The organism is Frigidibacter sp. SD6-1 (assembly GCF_030143255.1).
Lineage (GTDB): Bacteria > Pseudomonadota > Alphaproteobacteria > Rhodobacterales > Rhodobacteraceae > TMP-24.
The window spans coordinates 1-12,597 of sequence record NZ_JARJNR010000012.1; the positions used below are offsets into that span (position 1 = coordinate 1).

Genomic DNA, 12,597 nt, shown 5'->3' on the forward strand with positions numbered 1-12,597 from the left:
AAAGCGATCAGCATGGTCCGACGACTTCGCAAGGTCCATCATCGGCCAAATGCGATAGCCCTGCCCACCTCGGGGGCGCCACTTGCATCCTCTGGCGGCTTCTGTATAAGGCCGCATCCTTCCGCCAGTCACTTCAACCGGCGAAGCCTCTCCTAACGGGTCGCGGAAGGTGTGGACCCGCCCGTGAAGCCGCCCGAGACGAAAGGAATGCCATGCCGCTTTACGAGCATGTGCTGATCGCGCGTCAGGACCTGTCCAACGCGCAGGCCGAAGGCCTCATCGAACATTTCTCCACGGTCCTCTCGGACAACGGCGGCAAGGTCGTCGGCACCGAATACTGGGGCGTGAAGACCATGGCCTACAAGATCAACAAGAACCGCAAGGGTCACTATGCCTTCTTCCGCACCGACGCGCCCGCTGGCGCCGTGCAGGAGATGGAGCGTCTGGCGCGTCTTCATGACGACGTGATGCGCGTGATGTCGATCAAGGTCGACGCGCACGAGGATGGCCCTTCGGTGCAGATGCAGAAGCGCGACGAGCGCGAGCGCGGCGATCGCGAAGGCGGCGACCGTCCCCGCTTCGACCGCGGTGATCGTGGTGGCGACCGTGGCGGCGAGCGCCGCTCGTTCGGCGACCGTCGCTGAGCCCGGCTTGTTGAAAGGATAAAACCATGGCGAACAAACCCTTCTTCCGCCGCCGCAAGGTCTGCCCCTTCTCGGGCGACAACGCGCCGAAGATCGATTACAAGGACGTGCGTCTGCTGCAGCGCTACATTTCCGAGCGCGGCAAGATCGTGCCGGCCCGCATCACCGCCGTCTCGGCCAAGAAGCAGCGCGAACTGGCTCAGGCCATCAAGCGCGCCCGCTTCCTCGCCCTGCTGCCCTATGCCGTGAAATAAGGAGCCACGACAATGCAAGTGATCCTTCTTGAACGCGTGGCCAAGCTTGGCCAGATGGGCGAAGTCGTCAAAGTGAAAGACGGCTATGCCCGCAACTTCCTTCTGCCGCAGGGCAAGGCGCTGCGCGCCTCGGACGCCAACATCAAGTCGTTCGAAGCCCAGAAGGCCCAGCTCGAGGCCCGCAACCTCGAGACCAAGAAAGAGGCCGCAAGCCTCGCCGAGAAGCTCGACGGTCAGAAGTTCGTCGTGATCCGCTCGGCCTCGGACGCCGGCGCGCTTTACGGCTCCGTCACCCCGCGTGACGCCGCCGATGCCGCGACGGACGCCGGCTTCTCGCTCGACCGCAAGCAGGTCGTCCTGATCCAGCCGATCAAGGAACTGGGCCTTCACGACGTCCGCGTCGTGCTGCACCCCGAAGTCTCGGCCACGATCACGATGAACGTCGCCCGCTCGGCCGAAGAAGCCGAACTTCAGGCCTCGGGCAAGTCGGTGCGCGAGCTGGCCGCCGAAGCCGAAGCTGCCGCCGATTTCGAGATCGCGGAACTCTTCGACGAGATGGGTTCGGCTGCGAACGAAGAATAATCGTCGCCAAGACGAGGGACAAAAGACCGCGTCCGGGCAACCGGGCGCGGTTTTTTTCTGCTGGGGAGGCCGTGAGATCAACCAATAATTGCAGGTCGACACATTCTGTTATTGGCTGTCTCGACCTCGTGCCACTAGCCTTCCGGTGTTGCCCATTGGGAGTGTCGCGTGAAAGAAGCGGTGTTCAAAAGCCTCGGACCAGCACTGAAGGCTGCTGCCTTTGTGGCGTTGCCCGCTTTCACGGCTGTCGCCGCGGACACCGCCCCCGAAACCACAACCGATACCGCACGAATGACCGCGACAGCGCCAGAATTGAGCGCCACGCTAGCTCTTTTGGGAGAAGAGTCGCTGTCGAAACAGTCGAGTTACGATACTTCGACTTGGAGGCTCGTCTATGCAGATACGCCTGGGCTTTCTTATGTGATCACGGTTACGGTCGACGCAAGTGGCAACCCGGCACTCGTCGGCACTCGCGCCTCCGATGGCTATCTGCGTGAGCAGGACATTTTTGATGAGCATAAACTGAATTGCGACTTGCGTTTTGGCCCTGGCCCCCAGCTGGCGGTTATTTGGGAAGAATTCAGCGACCGCGATTGCAGCAAAACTCTGGCTGAACCGGTTTTTTCGACCGTACGACTAATCTTCGAAGTGACACCCAGCGATCTTGAACGGTTGACCAAACTCGATCGCGCGGCGGACCTGTGCCACACTGGCTCCCCGGACAACATTATTGAGTCTCGCGGCTCGACCTTCCTCGAACGGGTCGAGGCGGGTCGGTACTGCGTCGTCGGTGGAAAAGGTTTCTTTGCTGATGAAGTCTCCCGGCTCATCTCCTACATCTCCGCCCTCACTCTGGGCGAAATTTCCTCTTTCTGATAAGGCGAGGTGCGTCGTGCGCAGAGGCTTCCGTGGTAGGTCGTGGCGCGGACCGCAAGCGATGTTCTTCGCTGCCATATTATTCACGATGGGCACGAACGCCCGCGCATGGATGTCGGATACTGCATTTGACCGGCAAATGCGCCTCGACCTCAACCAAGCCCTGGCCACGCTTGGCGAGGGCGATCTGCGCGTGCAAAAGGACGACGCAACCATCACTTGGAGGTTTACATGGCTCGACTGGAACCATTTTGCGCATTCCATTCGGGTCGAAGAGCAACCCGGCGGCGCAGGCAAGGTCACAATGCGCGAATTGGATGACGATTACCAACGCGCCTATCTCCAAGCTTTGAGCTGGGCATACGAATGCGGGAAACAGCCTGCCGTGCAAGGCTGGCCAACGGAAAGCATTGCAGCCTCAAACGACATCCACGCCAATATCATCTGCACAACGGTACCACGAACGCGTGCCGCAGAGCCAACGACGGAGACGTTTCAGGCATCTGTAGAAGATCTTGATCGGCTACACACCATGGTCTCCTCTGCGCATTTGTGCGACGATCCGCCAGTAATGTCGACCGATGTGATTTCTTTCGACGGAACTACTTGGTTCATCGAACAATCCGGAAAGGGCGAGTATTGCTCGGCGTGGCTGAACTCCCCCGATCGCGGCGCATTCCGCAGGCTCGGCTTCGCGATAGCCTTGCTCACTGCCGGATCCTTTACACCATTCTGAACTGCGAACTCTCTCCAACCACCAAAGTTAGTCGTTTCGATTTCCTGTCGGAAAGTCGGCTTTTTCACTTTTGGCTCCGCAAACCTGCAACTCGCTCGACTGGCCGCGACCGGAGATCGAAAACTTCGAGGACAAGAAAAGCCGCGTCCGGGCAACCGGGCGCGGTTTTTCTTTGGGCGGCAGATTCCAGCCGACCGGAATTGCCGGGTTGTCACGCAACCGTTTCAGGTCTTCCATAGGCTGGTGATCTGCCATGGAGGGAAAAATGTCCATTCGTCTGACACGCCGTGGGTTCATCGCCGGTTCGACCGGCCTTCTGGTCCTGCATCCATTCGCCGTCCGTGCCGAAGCCGGACAGGCGCATCTGCGGATCATGGAGACGACCGATCTGCATGTGCACGTGTTCCCCTACGACTATTACGCCGACAAGCCGGTCGACACCGTGGGCCTCGCCCGCACCGCCAGCCTGATCGCGGCCATCCGGGCCGAGGCCGCGAATTCCATCCTGCTCGACAATGGCGATTTCCTGCAGGGCAATCCGATGGGCGACTATATCGCCTATGAGCGGGGCATGGCCGAAGGCCAGATGCACCCGGTCATCGCGGCGATGAACACTTTGGGCTACGATGGCTCCACGCTCGGGAACCACGAATTCAACTATGGCTTGCCCTTCCTTATGAATTCGGTCGCCGGGGCGAATTTCCCGGTGGTGTCGGCCAATGTGGCGACAAAGGCCGGGACCACGCCGCGCGACGACAAGACGCTTCTGCCGCCCTATCAGATCATCGACCGCACGGTGACCGATGGCGCGGGGGCCGAGCATGCTATCCGCATCGGCCTGATCGGCTTCGTGCCGCCGCAGATCATGAACTGGGACGCGAAGCATCTGGAAGGCAATGTCACCGCCCGCGACATCGTCGCGACGGCCAGGGCCTGGGTTCCCCAGATGCGCGAGGAAGGGGCGGAGCTTGTCGTCGCCCTTTGCCATTCCGGCATGGGCGAGCCGAACGCGGCCGATGGCGCCGAGAATGCGGCAATCGCGCTCGCCGCGGTCGATGGGATCGACGTGATCCTGACCGGCCACAGCCATCTCGTCTTCCCGAGCGGGGATTTCGAGGCGCTCGCCGGCGTGGATACGGCAGCGGGCACCATCGCAGGCAAGCCCGGGGTGATGGCGGGCTTCTGGGGCAGCCATATGGGCCTTGTCGATCTTTTGCTGGAAAGGCAGGAGAACGGCTGGAAGGTGATTTCCCACACATCCGAGGCCCGGCCGATCTCGAAGCGGAACGAGGACCGGTCCATCACCGCGCTGGTCGAGGATACGCCAACGGTCCTTGCGGCGGCGCAGGCCGAGCATGAGGCGACGCTCGACTATGTCCGCCGTGCCGTGGGCAAGACGGACGCGGCCCTCTACAGCTACTTCGCGCTTGTGGCGGACGATCCCTCGGTGCAGATCGTGTCGATTGCGCAATTGTGGTATATAAAGCAGATGCTTGCCGGAACGGACTATGCCGACCTGCCGCTTCTCTCTGCCGCTGCCCCCTTCAAGGCCGGCGGGCGGCAGGGTCCGGAATATTATACCGACGTGCCCGTAGGGGACGTGGCGATAAAGAATGTGGCCGACCTTTATCTTTATCCCAACACGGTCAGGGCGGTCGTCGTGACCGGAGCGCAGGTGAAGGACTGGCTGGAACGTTCGGCGGGCATCTTCAACCAGATCACCCCCGGCCAGCCCGACCAGTTGCTGATCAACCCGGACTTCCCCAGCTACAATTTCGACGTGATAGACGGGGTCACCTACAGGATCGACCTGTCGCAGCCCTCGAAGTTCGATAAGGACGGGGCGCTGGTGGAGGAAGATGCCAGCCGGATCGTCGACCTCAGCTACAATGGCGCCCCCATCGACCCCGAACAGCGCTTCGTCGTGGCCACCAACAATTACCGCGCGGGCGGCGGCGGCAAGTTCCCCGGCGCAGATGGCACGACGATCATCTTCGAAGGGCCCGACACCAACCGCGACGTGATCGTGCGCTATATCGTCGAACAGGGCACGATCGATCCGGCAGCGGATGCGAACTGGGGTTTCGCACCGCTGCCGGGGACGACGGTCCTGTTCGACACCGGGCCGGGCGGCACCAAGTATCTGGGCGAGGTCAAGGGCGTTGCCATCGAGGCGGCGGGCGACGGCGCCGACGGTTATGCCCGCTTCCGCATAACCCTCTAACCTCCGGGGCGCGCCGGGATCGTCCGGCGCGCTTCCTTCGATTTCTCTGCCAGGTTTCGCCGAAGCGACAAGAAACTGCGACAGAGCCAAGGAATAGTCGCGCCCGTGCGTCGGAAGATCATATCCGGCGGATCAGGGAGGGTGCGATGGATCTTGGGCTCAATCTCGGCGTGCTGGCACTTGTGGCCTTCCTCGCCACGCTCGACACGGCCTGGGCCTGCCTTCCGCCGCTGCTGCCGGACGCCGGGGCGACCAGCGATGATCCGGCGCGTTCCGCGTTGGGCGAAATCGCCGGCCTCACATGGCGGGTCGACGGGATCGGCGGCACGCCCCTGCCTGACGGCGTCCGGCCCTTCGTGACCATCGCCGCCGACGGATCCGCCAGAGGCACGCTGGTCTGCAACAGGTTCAGCACCGATTACGCGATCGTCGGCCAACCGCTCGCCTTCGGCGCTTTCATGATGACGCGGGCTGACTGCGGGGGCGAGGGCGCGGCACTGGAAGAGCGGCTTGCGCAGGCGCTTGCCTCGATCGAGAGCTTCAGCCTTGGCGAGGATGGCTGGACCCTGACCCTTGAGACCGGCGCGGGCGCGCTGGACCTACGCCGCGTCGATCTTTTCTGATCCCGGTCGCCCACAGGCAAAGCCTGTCGGTAATCTGCGATCCGGGCGCGGGCCTTGCCCCTAGAGTTCGCCCATGGCCCGCCAAGGGCCCATGGGTGCCCGATGGTCCTGCGATCCCGCCGCCTTAACGGCATCCTGTTCCTGCTCGCGGGGATCGCGGTCTTTTCGGTGCAGGATCTCATTCTGAAATTCCTCTCGGGCGCCTATCCGCTGCATGAGGCGATGGTGATGCGCAGCCTGGCGGCCATCCCGGCGCTCCTCCTGATGGCGCTGTGGGACGGCGGGCTTGCGACGCTTGCCTCGCGCGGCTGGCGGGCGATGGCGGCGCGGGGCGTGCTGAACTTCTGCGCCTATACCGCCTATTACCTCGCGCTGGCCGCCCTGCCGCTTGCGACTACCGTCGCGCTTTTCTTCACCGCGCCGCTCTTCATCACCGCGCTTTCCGTCCCCTTCCTGGGCGAGCGGGTGACGGGCGCGCGCTGGCTGGCGCTTCTGACCGGGTTCGCGGGCGTGCTGGTCATCGTGCGCCCCGGCAGTTCGCTCTTCGACTGGGCGGCGCTTCTGCCGCTTGTCTCGGGCCTCTTCTACGCCGCCGCCCAGATCTTCGCCCGCCGCATGGGCGTGCGCGAAAGCGCGACCGCGATGAGCTTCTATTCCAACTTGGCTTTCCTCGGCGGGGCGACGATCCTTTCCGCCATCTTCGGCGGCGGCGCCTTTGCAGAAGAAGGGCAGGCAAGCCTCGGTTTCCTGACCCGCGGCTGGGTCGAACCCTCGCTGCGCGACCTCTGCCTCATGCTCTCCTGCGGGGTGATCGCCGCTGTGGGCCTGACCTTCCTGACGCAGGCCTACAAGCTCGCCGAGGCAAGCCTGGTGGCACCTTTCGAATATACCGCGCTGATCTGGGGCCTGACCTGGGGCTGGCTCTTCTGGCAGGACTGGCCGGAACCCATCGAATGGGCGGGGATCGCGGTGCTTGTGGCGGCGGGCCTGATCCTGCTTTATGGCGACAGACGCAGCGCAGAGCCAGAGCCCCAGCCATGACCGACGACCGCCTTGCCGCCACGCTTGCCGCCATCGACGCGGCCAACGCGGCCGACCCCGATGTCAGCGAAGGCGCCCCTGCCGCGCTTCTCTACGGTCAGCGGATGACCGAGGACCTGGACCGGTTGTTTCCGGACGCACCCGACCGGCTCCGCATTGCCGCGCGCGGCCAGCATATCGAACGCTGGACCAGCCCGCGCAGCGCCTATCCCGAGGGCAAGCAGGGCTATCTGAACTGGCGGCGCGATCTGGCCGCCTTTCACGCCCGCCGGGTGGGCGAGATCATGGCGGCTGAGGGCTATGGCGCCGACGAGGTCGAGCGGGTCGGCCGGATGATCCGCAAGGAGGGCATCAAGCGCGATCCGGACGTGCAGGCGCTTGAGGATGTGATCTGCTTCACCTTCCTGCGCTGGTATTTCAAACCCTTCGCCGCAGGGCGCGCCCCCGACGCGCTTCTGAAGATCGTCGAGAAGACGGCGCGCAAGATGTCCGACTCAGCCCGCGCCCGGGCACTTGCCGACTTCGCCCTGCCAGAACCGTTTGCGGCGGCGTTCCGGGGCTGAATCCGCGCCCTGTCGGCAACAATGCTGCAAATTTGTGACAACTGCCGCAACTGTGGATAACTCCCCGCAGAAAGTCGCTTGTCTGCATCCGATCCTGTCGCATTCTATCTTGACGATGCCGCAAACCGACCCTATCTGCGCCGCGCCATTGCCGTGCAGATGCGGAAAGATGGTGAGGCAGAGAAGGGACGGCCGGGAAACGGCCGAGAGTGGGTGCGAAGATGGACAAGGTGCAGCAGATGGGTGCGGCGCGTCCGGAGGACCGACAGGGCGACGAGCCCCGCCGCGTGCCACAGGCGCAGAACGGCCAGATGAGCCAGCAGGCGGGGGGCGGCCAGGCGCCCCGCCAGATGCAGGCCACGCAATACAGGGACTGGGCGGCGATCTGAACTTGGGTGGCTCCGTGCCCTGAGCTATTCAGGGCCATGGCCACACCTGTTTCATCGATTCCCAATCTCGGCCCCGCTTCCGAAGCAGCCTTTGCCCGCGCGGGCATCCATTCGGCCGAGGAGGTCCGCGCAATGGGCGCGGACGCGGCCTATCTGAAGCTTCTGCGGTCGGGCTCGCAGCCGCATTTCATCGGCTATTACGTGCTGGTCATGGGCCTGCAGGGTCGGCCCTGGAACGATTGCAAGGGCAAGGAAAAGGCCGCGCTCCGCGCGACGTTCGACGCGCTGAAGGCCGAGGCGGCGGGCAGCCCCGATGCCGCGGGCGATCTGCACCGGCTGGAGAAGGTCTTCGACGAGATCGGCCTCAGGCCAAGGGCCTGACTGGCCGCTCATACTGCGCGGCCGCGCAGTCTTCGCTCTGGCGAGCGCGCGCCAAGCGATGAGCGCTGAAAGGCGCGAAGAGCGGCCTGCCCGTCGCCTCAGGCGCGGCCGAGCTTTTCCAGCCGCGCCGCGCGCAACCGGGCGAAATCGTCGCCCGCGTGGTAGGACGAGCGCGTCAGCGGCGTGGCAGACACCATCAGGAACCCCTTGCCATAGGCCGATGTCTCATAGGCCTTGAACTCCTCGGGCGTCACGAACCGGTCGACACGGTGATGCTTCGGCGTCGGCTGCAGATACTGGCCGATGGTCAGGAAATCGACATCGGCCGCCCGCATGTCATCCATGATCTGCAGAACCGCCTGCCGGTCCTCGCCAAGGCCCACCATGATCCCCGATTTGGTGAACATCGCGGGGTCAAGCTCCTTGACCCGCTGCAAGAGCCTCAGCGAATGGAAATAGCGCGCGCCGGGCCGGACCGAGGGATAGAGGCCGGGGACGGTTTCCAGATTGTGGTTAAAGACGTCCGGGCGCGCCTCGACCACCTTTTCCAGGGCCGCGGGCGGGCATTTCAGGAAATCCGGCGTCAGGATCTCGATCGTCGTGCCGGGCGAACGGTGGCGGATCGCGCGGATCGTCTGGGCGAAATGCTCCGCCCCGCCGTCATCGAGGTCATCGCGGTCGACCGAGGTCACCACCACATGATTGAGCCCGAGCGTCTGGACGGCGTGGGCCACCCGGCCCGGTTCGAACTGGTCAAGCTGACTGGGCTTGCCGGTCGCGATATTGCAGAAGGAACAGCCCCGCGTGCAGATGTCGCCCATGATCATCATGGTGGCGTGGCCCTGGCTCCAGCATTCGCCGACATTGGGGCAGCCCGCTTCCTCGCAGACCGTCACCAGCTTGTTGGTCTTCAGGATCTCGCGGGTTTCCTTGTAGCCCGTCGAGGTCGGCGCCTTCACCCGGATCCAGGCCGGTTTCTTCGGCTGCGCCTGATCGGGGCGGTGCGCCTTTTCGGGGTGACGCTCCTGTGGAATTTTGATGTCCCGCATCGGATTTTTCCCCTGAAAGGCCCGCATCTCTCCCAATAAGGTCTCGCCTGCGGGAAGGCAACCGCGCCCGCCGCCTTCGGGCAGCAAAGTCAGGCTCCGGGGAAGGGGCCGCAGGAGGGAACATGACACGCAAACTCATCGCCGAAGTGATCGGCACCGCCATTCTGGTTCTGTTCGGCTGCGGATCGGCCGTCATCGCCGGGCCGGAGATTGGCTTCACCGGCATCTCACTGGCCTTCGGCCTCGCCATCGTCGCGGCGGCCTACGGGCTCGGCGCCATCTCGGGCGCCCATCTCAACCCCGCCGTCTCCTTCGGCATGGTGTCGGCGGGCCGCATGACGGTCACCGAGGCCGTGCAATATTCGGTTGCGCAGATCGTGGGCGCCATTCTCGGTGCAGCTCTGCTCTACATGATCGCCAGCGGCAAGCCGGGCTTTGCGCTTGGGGAGTGGGGCCTGGGATCGAACGGCTACGGTCCCGGCTATCTGGGGGAATATGCGCTTGGCGCCGCGCTGATCTTCGAAGCGGTCATGACTTTTCTCTTCGTCACGGTGATCCTTGGCGCCACAGGTGCCGGCGCAGCTCCAGGTTTTGCCGGGCTGGCGATCGGTCTGACACTGGCGGCTATCCACCTCGTCGGCATCAATGTCACCGGCGTTTCAGTGAACCCGGCCCGCTCGATTGGCCCCGCGCTTTTCGCAGGCGGAGCCGCACTCGCGCAGCTCTGGGTCTTCATCGTCGCGCCGCTCGCGGGCGGCCTCGTCGCCGGGGCGCTCTACAAGGCGGGCATGACCCGCGCGGCCTGACACGCAACAACATGCGCGCCAGCCCGCATACCGGGCTGGCCGTTCCCTGCCGCTCACAGGAAAGTTTTTCGTGACCTCCGGCTCGCGGTCTTTTAGAATCATTCTAGATCGCCATGATGGCGCGCAACGGCAGGGCGAGCCCTGCCGAGGGGATACAAAAGACGAGGAGGACTTCGATGGACGGCAACGATACCCAGGGCAAATGCCCGGTCATGCATGGCGCCGCGCGCCCCGCGACACGGTTCAGCGGCCGGGGCAACCGGCACTGGTGGCCCAATCAGCTGAACCTTTCGATCCTGCACCAGCATCAGCCGGTGTCGAATCCGATGGGTGCCGAATTCGATTATCGCGCCGCCTTCGGCAAGCTCGACTACAAGGCGCTGAAGGCCGACCTCGCAAAACTGATGACCGACAGCCAGGACTGGTGGCCCGCCGATTGGGGTCACTATGGCGGGCTGATGATCCGCATGGCCTGGCATTCGGCCGGAACCTACCGCACGGCCGACGGCCGCGGCGGCGCCTCGACCGGCACGCAGCGCTTCGCGCCCCTCAACTCCTGGCCGGACAATGGCAACCTCGACAAGGCGCGGCGCCTTCTCTGGCCGATCAAACAGAAATACGGCAACGCGATTTCCTGGGCCGACCTGATGATCCTCGCGGGCAACGTCGCGCTCGAATCGATGGGCTTCAAGACCTTCGGCTTCGGCGGCGGGCGGGAAGACGTCTGGGCGCCGGAAGAGGATATCTACTGGGGGGCCGAAACCGAATGGCTCGCCACATCGGACAAGGCAAACAGCCGCTATTCCGGCGAGCGCGCGCTGGAAAACCCGCTTGCCGCCGTGCAGATGGGCCTGATCTACGTGAACCCGCAAGGCCCCGACGGGGTGCCCGACCCGGTCGCATCGGGCCGCGACGTGCGTGAGACCTTCGGCCGCATGGCGATGGATGACGAGGAAACAGTGGCGCTGGTCGCGGGCGGCCATACCTTCGGCAAGGCCCATGGCGCGGGCGACGCAGCCCTTGTCGGCCCCGACCCGGAAGCGGCAGCCCTGGAAGAAATGGGCTTTGGCTGGACCAACAAGTTCGGCACCGGCAAGGGTATCCACACCACCACATCCGGCTTCGAAGGCGCATGGAAACCCAATCCCACCACCTGGGACATGGGTTATTTCAACGTGCTCTTCAAATATGAGTGGGAACAGGCCACCACGCCCGCAGGCGCGATCGTCTGGCTGGCGAAGGATGTCGAGCCGCAGGACCTGATCCCCGATGCGCACGACCCCAAGATCAAGCACCGCCCGATGATGACGACGGCGGACCTGTCGATGCGCTTCGACCCGATCTACGGGCCGATCTCGCGCCGGTTCCACGCGAACCCCGACCAGTTCGCCGACGCCTTCGCCCGCGCCTGGTTCAAGCTCACGCACCGCGACATGGGGCCAAAATCGCTTTACCTCGGCCCCGAGGTTCCCGCCGAAGACCTGATCTGGCAGGACCCGATCCCGGCGCGCACCCACGCGCTGATCGACGCGACCGACATCGCCCTGCTGAAGGAGGACATTCTCGGCTCGGGCCAGAAGGCCGCCGATCTGATCTTCACCGCCTGGGCCTCGGCCTCGACCTTCCGGGGCTCCGACAAGCGTGGTGGTGCCAACGGAGCGCGCATCGCGCTTGCCCCGCAGAAGGACTGGGAGGTCAACGAACCCGCCCGCACCGGCCCGGTGATCGCCGCGCTTGCGAAAATCCAGGCGGCGTTCAATGCCAGGGCCACGGGCGGCAAGGCCGTCTCGCTCGCCGATCTGATCGTGCTCGCAGGCACGGCCGCCGTCGAACAGGCGGCCATCGCCGCAGGCCATCCTGTCGAAGTGCGCTTCACCCCCGGCCGCATGGACGCGACCGAGGCACAGACCGATGCGGAAAGCTTCGCCGCGCTGGAGCCCGAAGCGGACGGCTTCCGCAACTGGCAGCGTCAGGCCTATCGCACGACGGCCGAGGAGATGCTCGTCGACAAGGCGCAGCTTCTGACCCTGTCGGCGCCGGAAATGACGGTGCTGGTCGGCGGCCTCCGGGTGCTTGGCGCCAATCACGGCGGCAATGCCCAGGGCGTTTTCACCAAGCGGCCGGGCGCGCTGACCCAGGATTTCTTCACCGAGGTTCTTGACATTGCCACCACCTGGGCGCCGACCTCCGACGCTGCCGATGCGTTCACGGGAAGCGACCGGGCAAGCGGCGCGCAGAAATGGCAGGCAAGCCGCGTCGATCTGGTCTTCGGCTCGAACTCGCAGCTGCGCGCGCTGGCCGAGGTCTATGCGCAAGGCGACAATGCCGCGAAATTCGTCCGCGATTTCGCCAGCGCCTGGACAAAGGTGATGGAACTCGACCGCTTCGACCTGCGCTGATCCCGAAAGGCCCGCGGAATGCGGGCCTTT

The 12,597-nt window shown here is 64.4% G+C and carries 15 protein-coding genes; 13 read left to right on the forward strand and 2 right to left on the reverse strand.

Annotated elements, in window-relative coordinates:
* The first annotated feature begins 212 nt into the window (after window positions 1–212).
* The 5 genes from rpsF (at window position 213) to P0645_RS17290 (ending at window position 3,092) form a co-directional block, all read left to right on the forward strand.
* Window positions 213–644 (forward strand): 30S ribosomal protein S6, encoded by a 432-nt coding sequence (gene rpsF / locus P0645_RS17270; protein ID WP_284165801.1) that lies wholly within the window; start codon window positions 213–215, stop codon window positions 642–644.
* A 26-nt stretch (window positions 645–670) separates the two neighbouring features.
* Window positions 671–898 (forward strand): 30S ribosomal protein S18, encoded by a 228-nt coding sequence (gene rpsR / locus P0645_RS17275; RefSeq protein WP_284165802.1) that lies wholly within the window; start codon window positions 671–673, stop codon window positions 896–898.
* 12 nt (window positions 899–910) lie between these two features.
* A complete protein-coding gene (gene rplI / locus P0645_RS17280) occupies window positions 911–1,480 on the forward strand; it encodes a 50S ribosomal protein L9 (RefSeq protein ID WP_284165803.1) in 570 nt (189 codons plus the stop codon).
* A gap of 168 nt (window positions 1,481–1,648) precedes the next feature.
* Window positions 1,649–2,356: a hypothetical protein gene (locus tag P0645_RS17285; protein ID WP_284165804.1), complete on the forward strand. Its 708-nt coding sequence runs from the start codon at window positions 1,649–1,651 to the stop codon at window positions 2,354–2,356.
* A 61-nt stretch (window positions 2,357–2,417) separates the two neighbouring features.
* Window positions 2,418–3,092 (forward strand): hypothetical protein, encoded by a 675-nt coding sequence (locus tag P0645_RS17290; RefSeq protein WP_284165805.1) that lies wholly within the window; start codon window positions 2,418–2,420, stop codon window positions 3,090–3,092.
* 27 nt (window positions 3,093–3,119) lie between these two features.
* On the opposite strand, the gene P0645_RS17295 is transcribed toward P0645_RS17290, so the two are convergent.
* On the reverse strand, window positions 3,120–3,347 hold the full coding sequence (locus P0645_RS17295) for a hypothetical protein (RefSeq protein WP_284165806.1): 228 nt from the start codon (window positions 3,345–3,347) through the stop codon (window positions 3,120–3,122).
* Window positions 3,348–3,357: 10 nt separating this feature from the next.
* On the opposite strand from P0645_RS17295, the gene P0645_RS17300 reads away from it, so the two are divergent.
* The 6 genes from P0645_RS17300 (at window position 3,358) to P0645_RS17325 (ending at window position 8,313) form a co-directional block, all read left to right on the forward strand.
* Window positions 3,358–5,316 carry a bifunctional 2',3'-cyclic-nucleotide 2'-phosphodiesterase/3'-nucleotidase gene (locus P0645_RS17300; protein ID WP_284165807.1) on the forward strand — a complete coding sequence of 653 codons (1,959 nt, stop codon included), beginning with the start codon at window positions 3,358–3,360 and terminating at the stop codon, window positions 5,314–5,316.
* A 146-nt stretch (window positions 5,317–5,462) separates the two neighbouring features.
* Window positions 5,463–5,939, forward strand: a complete 477-nt coding sequence (locus tag P0645_RS17305) for an META domain-containing protein (RefSeq protein ID WP_284165808.1) — start codon at window positions 5,463–5,465, stop codon at window positions 5,937–5,939.
* Window positions 5,940–6,041: 102 nt separating this feature from the next.
* Window positions 6,042–6,980, forward strand: a complete 939-nt coding sequence (locus tag P0645_RS17310) for a DMT family transporter (RefSeq protein WP_284165809.1) — start codon at window positions 6,042–6,044, stop codon at window positions 6,978–6,980.
* Window positions 6,977–7,543: a DUF4202 domain-containing protein gene (locus tag P0645_RS17315; protein ID WP_284165810.1), complete on the forward strand. Its 567-nt coding sequence runs from the start codon at window positions 6,977–6,979 to the stop codon at window positions 7,541–7,543. Before P0645_RS17310 ends, P0645_RS17315 begins: the two co-directional genes overlap by 4 nt.
* Before the next feature lie 221 nt (window positions 7,544–7,764).
* Complete coding sequence (locus P0645_RS17320) at window positions 7,765–7,932, forward strand: hypothetical protein (RefSeq protein WP_284165811.1); 168 nt, start codon at window positions 7,765–7,767, stop codon at window positions 7,930–7,932.
* A 36-nt stretch (window positions 7,933–7,968) separates the two neighbouring features.
* Complete coding sequence (locus tag P0645_RS17325) at window positions 7,969–8,313, forward strand: TfoX/Sxy family protein (protein ID WP_284165812.1); 345 nt, start codon at window positions 7,969–7,971, stop codon at window positions 8,311–8,313.
* 98 nt (window positions 8,314–8,411) lie between these two features.
* Here the strand turns inward: P0645_RS17325 and lipA are convergent, their stop codons facing one another.
* A complete protein-coding gene (gene lipA, locus P0645_RS17330) occupies window positions 8,412–9,362 on the reverse strand; it encodes a lipoyl synthase (protein ID WP_284165813.1) in 951 nt (316 codons plus the stop codon).
* A gap of 122 nt (window positions 9,363–9,484) precedes the next feature.
* On the opposite strand from lipA, the gene P0645_RS17335 reads away from it, so the two are divergent.
* Window positions 9,485–10,168, forward strand: coding sequence for an aquaporin (locus P0645_RS17335; RefSeq protein ID WP_284165814.1), 684 nt, complete (start codon window positions 9,485–9,487; stop codon window positions 10,166–10,168).
* Between the two features lie 176 nt (window positions 10,169–10,344).
* Window positions 10,345–12,567 carry a catalase/peroxidase HPI gene (gene katG / locus P0645_RS17340; RefSeq protein ID WP_284165815.1) on the forward strand — a complete coding sequence of 741 codons (2,223 nt, stop codon included), beginning with the start codon at window positions 10,345–10,347 and terminating at the stop codon, window positions 12,565–12,567.
* Window positions 12,568–12,597 lie beyond the last annotated feature (30 nt).

What these genes read in the sequence shown, in the direction of transcription:
- rplI (WP_284165803.1), top strand. Translation starts at nt 911, where the DNA reads ATGCAAGTGATCCTTCTTGAACGCGTGGCCAAGCTTGGCCAGATGGGC.
- P0645_RS17325 (WP_284165812.1), top strand. Translation starts at nt 7,969, where the DNA reads ATGGCCACACCTGTTTCATCGATTCCCAATCTCGGCCCCGCTTCCGAA.
- P0645_RS17290 (WP_284165805.1), top strand. Translation starts at nt 2,418, where the DNA reads ATGTTCTTCGCTGCCATATTATTCACGATGGGCACGAACGCCCGCGCA.
- katG (WP_284165815.1), top strand. Translation starts at nt 10,345, where the DNA reads ATGGACGGCAACGATACCCAGGGCAAATGCCCGGTCATGCATGGCGCC.
- rpsR (WP_284165802.1), top strand. Translation starts at nt 671, where the DNA reads ATGGCGAACAAACCCTTCTTCCGCCGCCGCAAGGTCTGCCCCTTCTCG.
- lipA (WP_284165813.1), bottom strand. Translation starts at nt 9,362, where the DNA reads ATGCGGGACATCAAAATTCCACAGGAGCGTCACCCCGAAAAGGCGCAC.
- P0645_RS17335 (WP_284165814.1), top strand. Translation starts at nt 9,485, where the DNA reads ATGACACGCAAACTCATCGCCGAAGTGATCGGCACCGCCATTCTGGTT.
- P0645_RS17310 (WP_284165809.1), top strand. Translation starts at nt 6,042, where the DNA reads ATGGTCCTGCGATCCCGCCGCCTTAACGGCATCCTGTTCCTGCTCGCG.
- P0645_RS17305 (WP_284165808.1), top strand. Translation starts at nt 5,463, where the DNA reads ATGGATCTTGGGCTCAATCTCGGCGTGCTGGCACTTGTGGCCTTCCTC.
- P0645_RS17315 (WP_284165810.1), top strand. Translation starts at nt 6,977, where the DNA reads ATGACCGACGACCGCCTTGCCGCCACGCTTGCCGCCATCGACGCGGCC.
- P0645_RS17320 (WP_284165811.1), top strand. Translation starts at nt 7,765, where the DNA reads ATGGACAAGGTGCAGCAGATGGGTGCGGCGCGTCCGGAGGACCGACAG.
- P0645_RS17300 (WP_284165807.1), top strand. Translation starts at nt 3,358, where the DNA reads ATGTCCATTCGTCTGACACGCCGTGGGTTCATCGCCGGTTCGACCGGC.
- rpsF (WP_284165801.1), top strand. Translation starts at nt 213, where the DNA reads ATGCCGCTTTACGAGCATGTGCTGATCGCGCGTCAGGACCTGTCCAAC.
- P0645_RS17295 (WP_284165806.1), bottom strand. Translation starts at nt 3,347, where the DNA reads ATGGCAGATCACCAGCCTATGGAAGACCTGAAACGGTTGCGTGACAAC.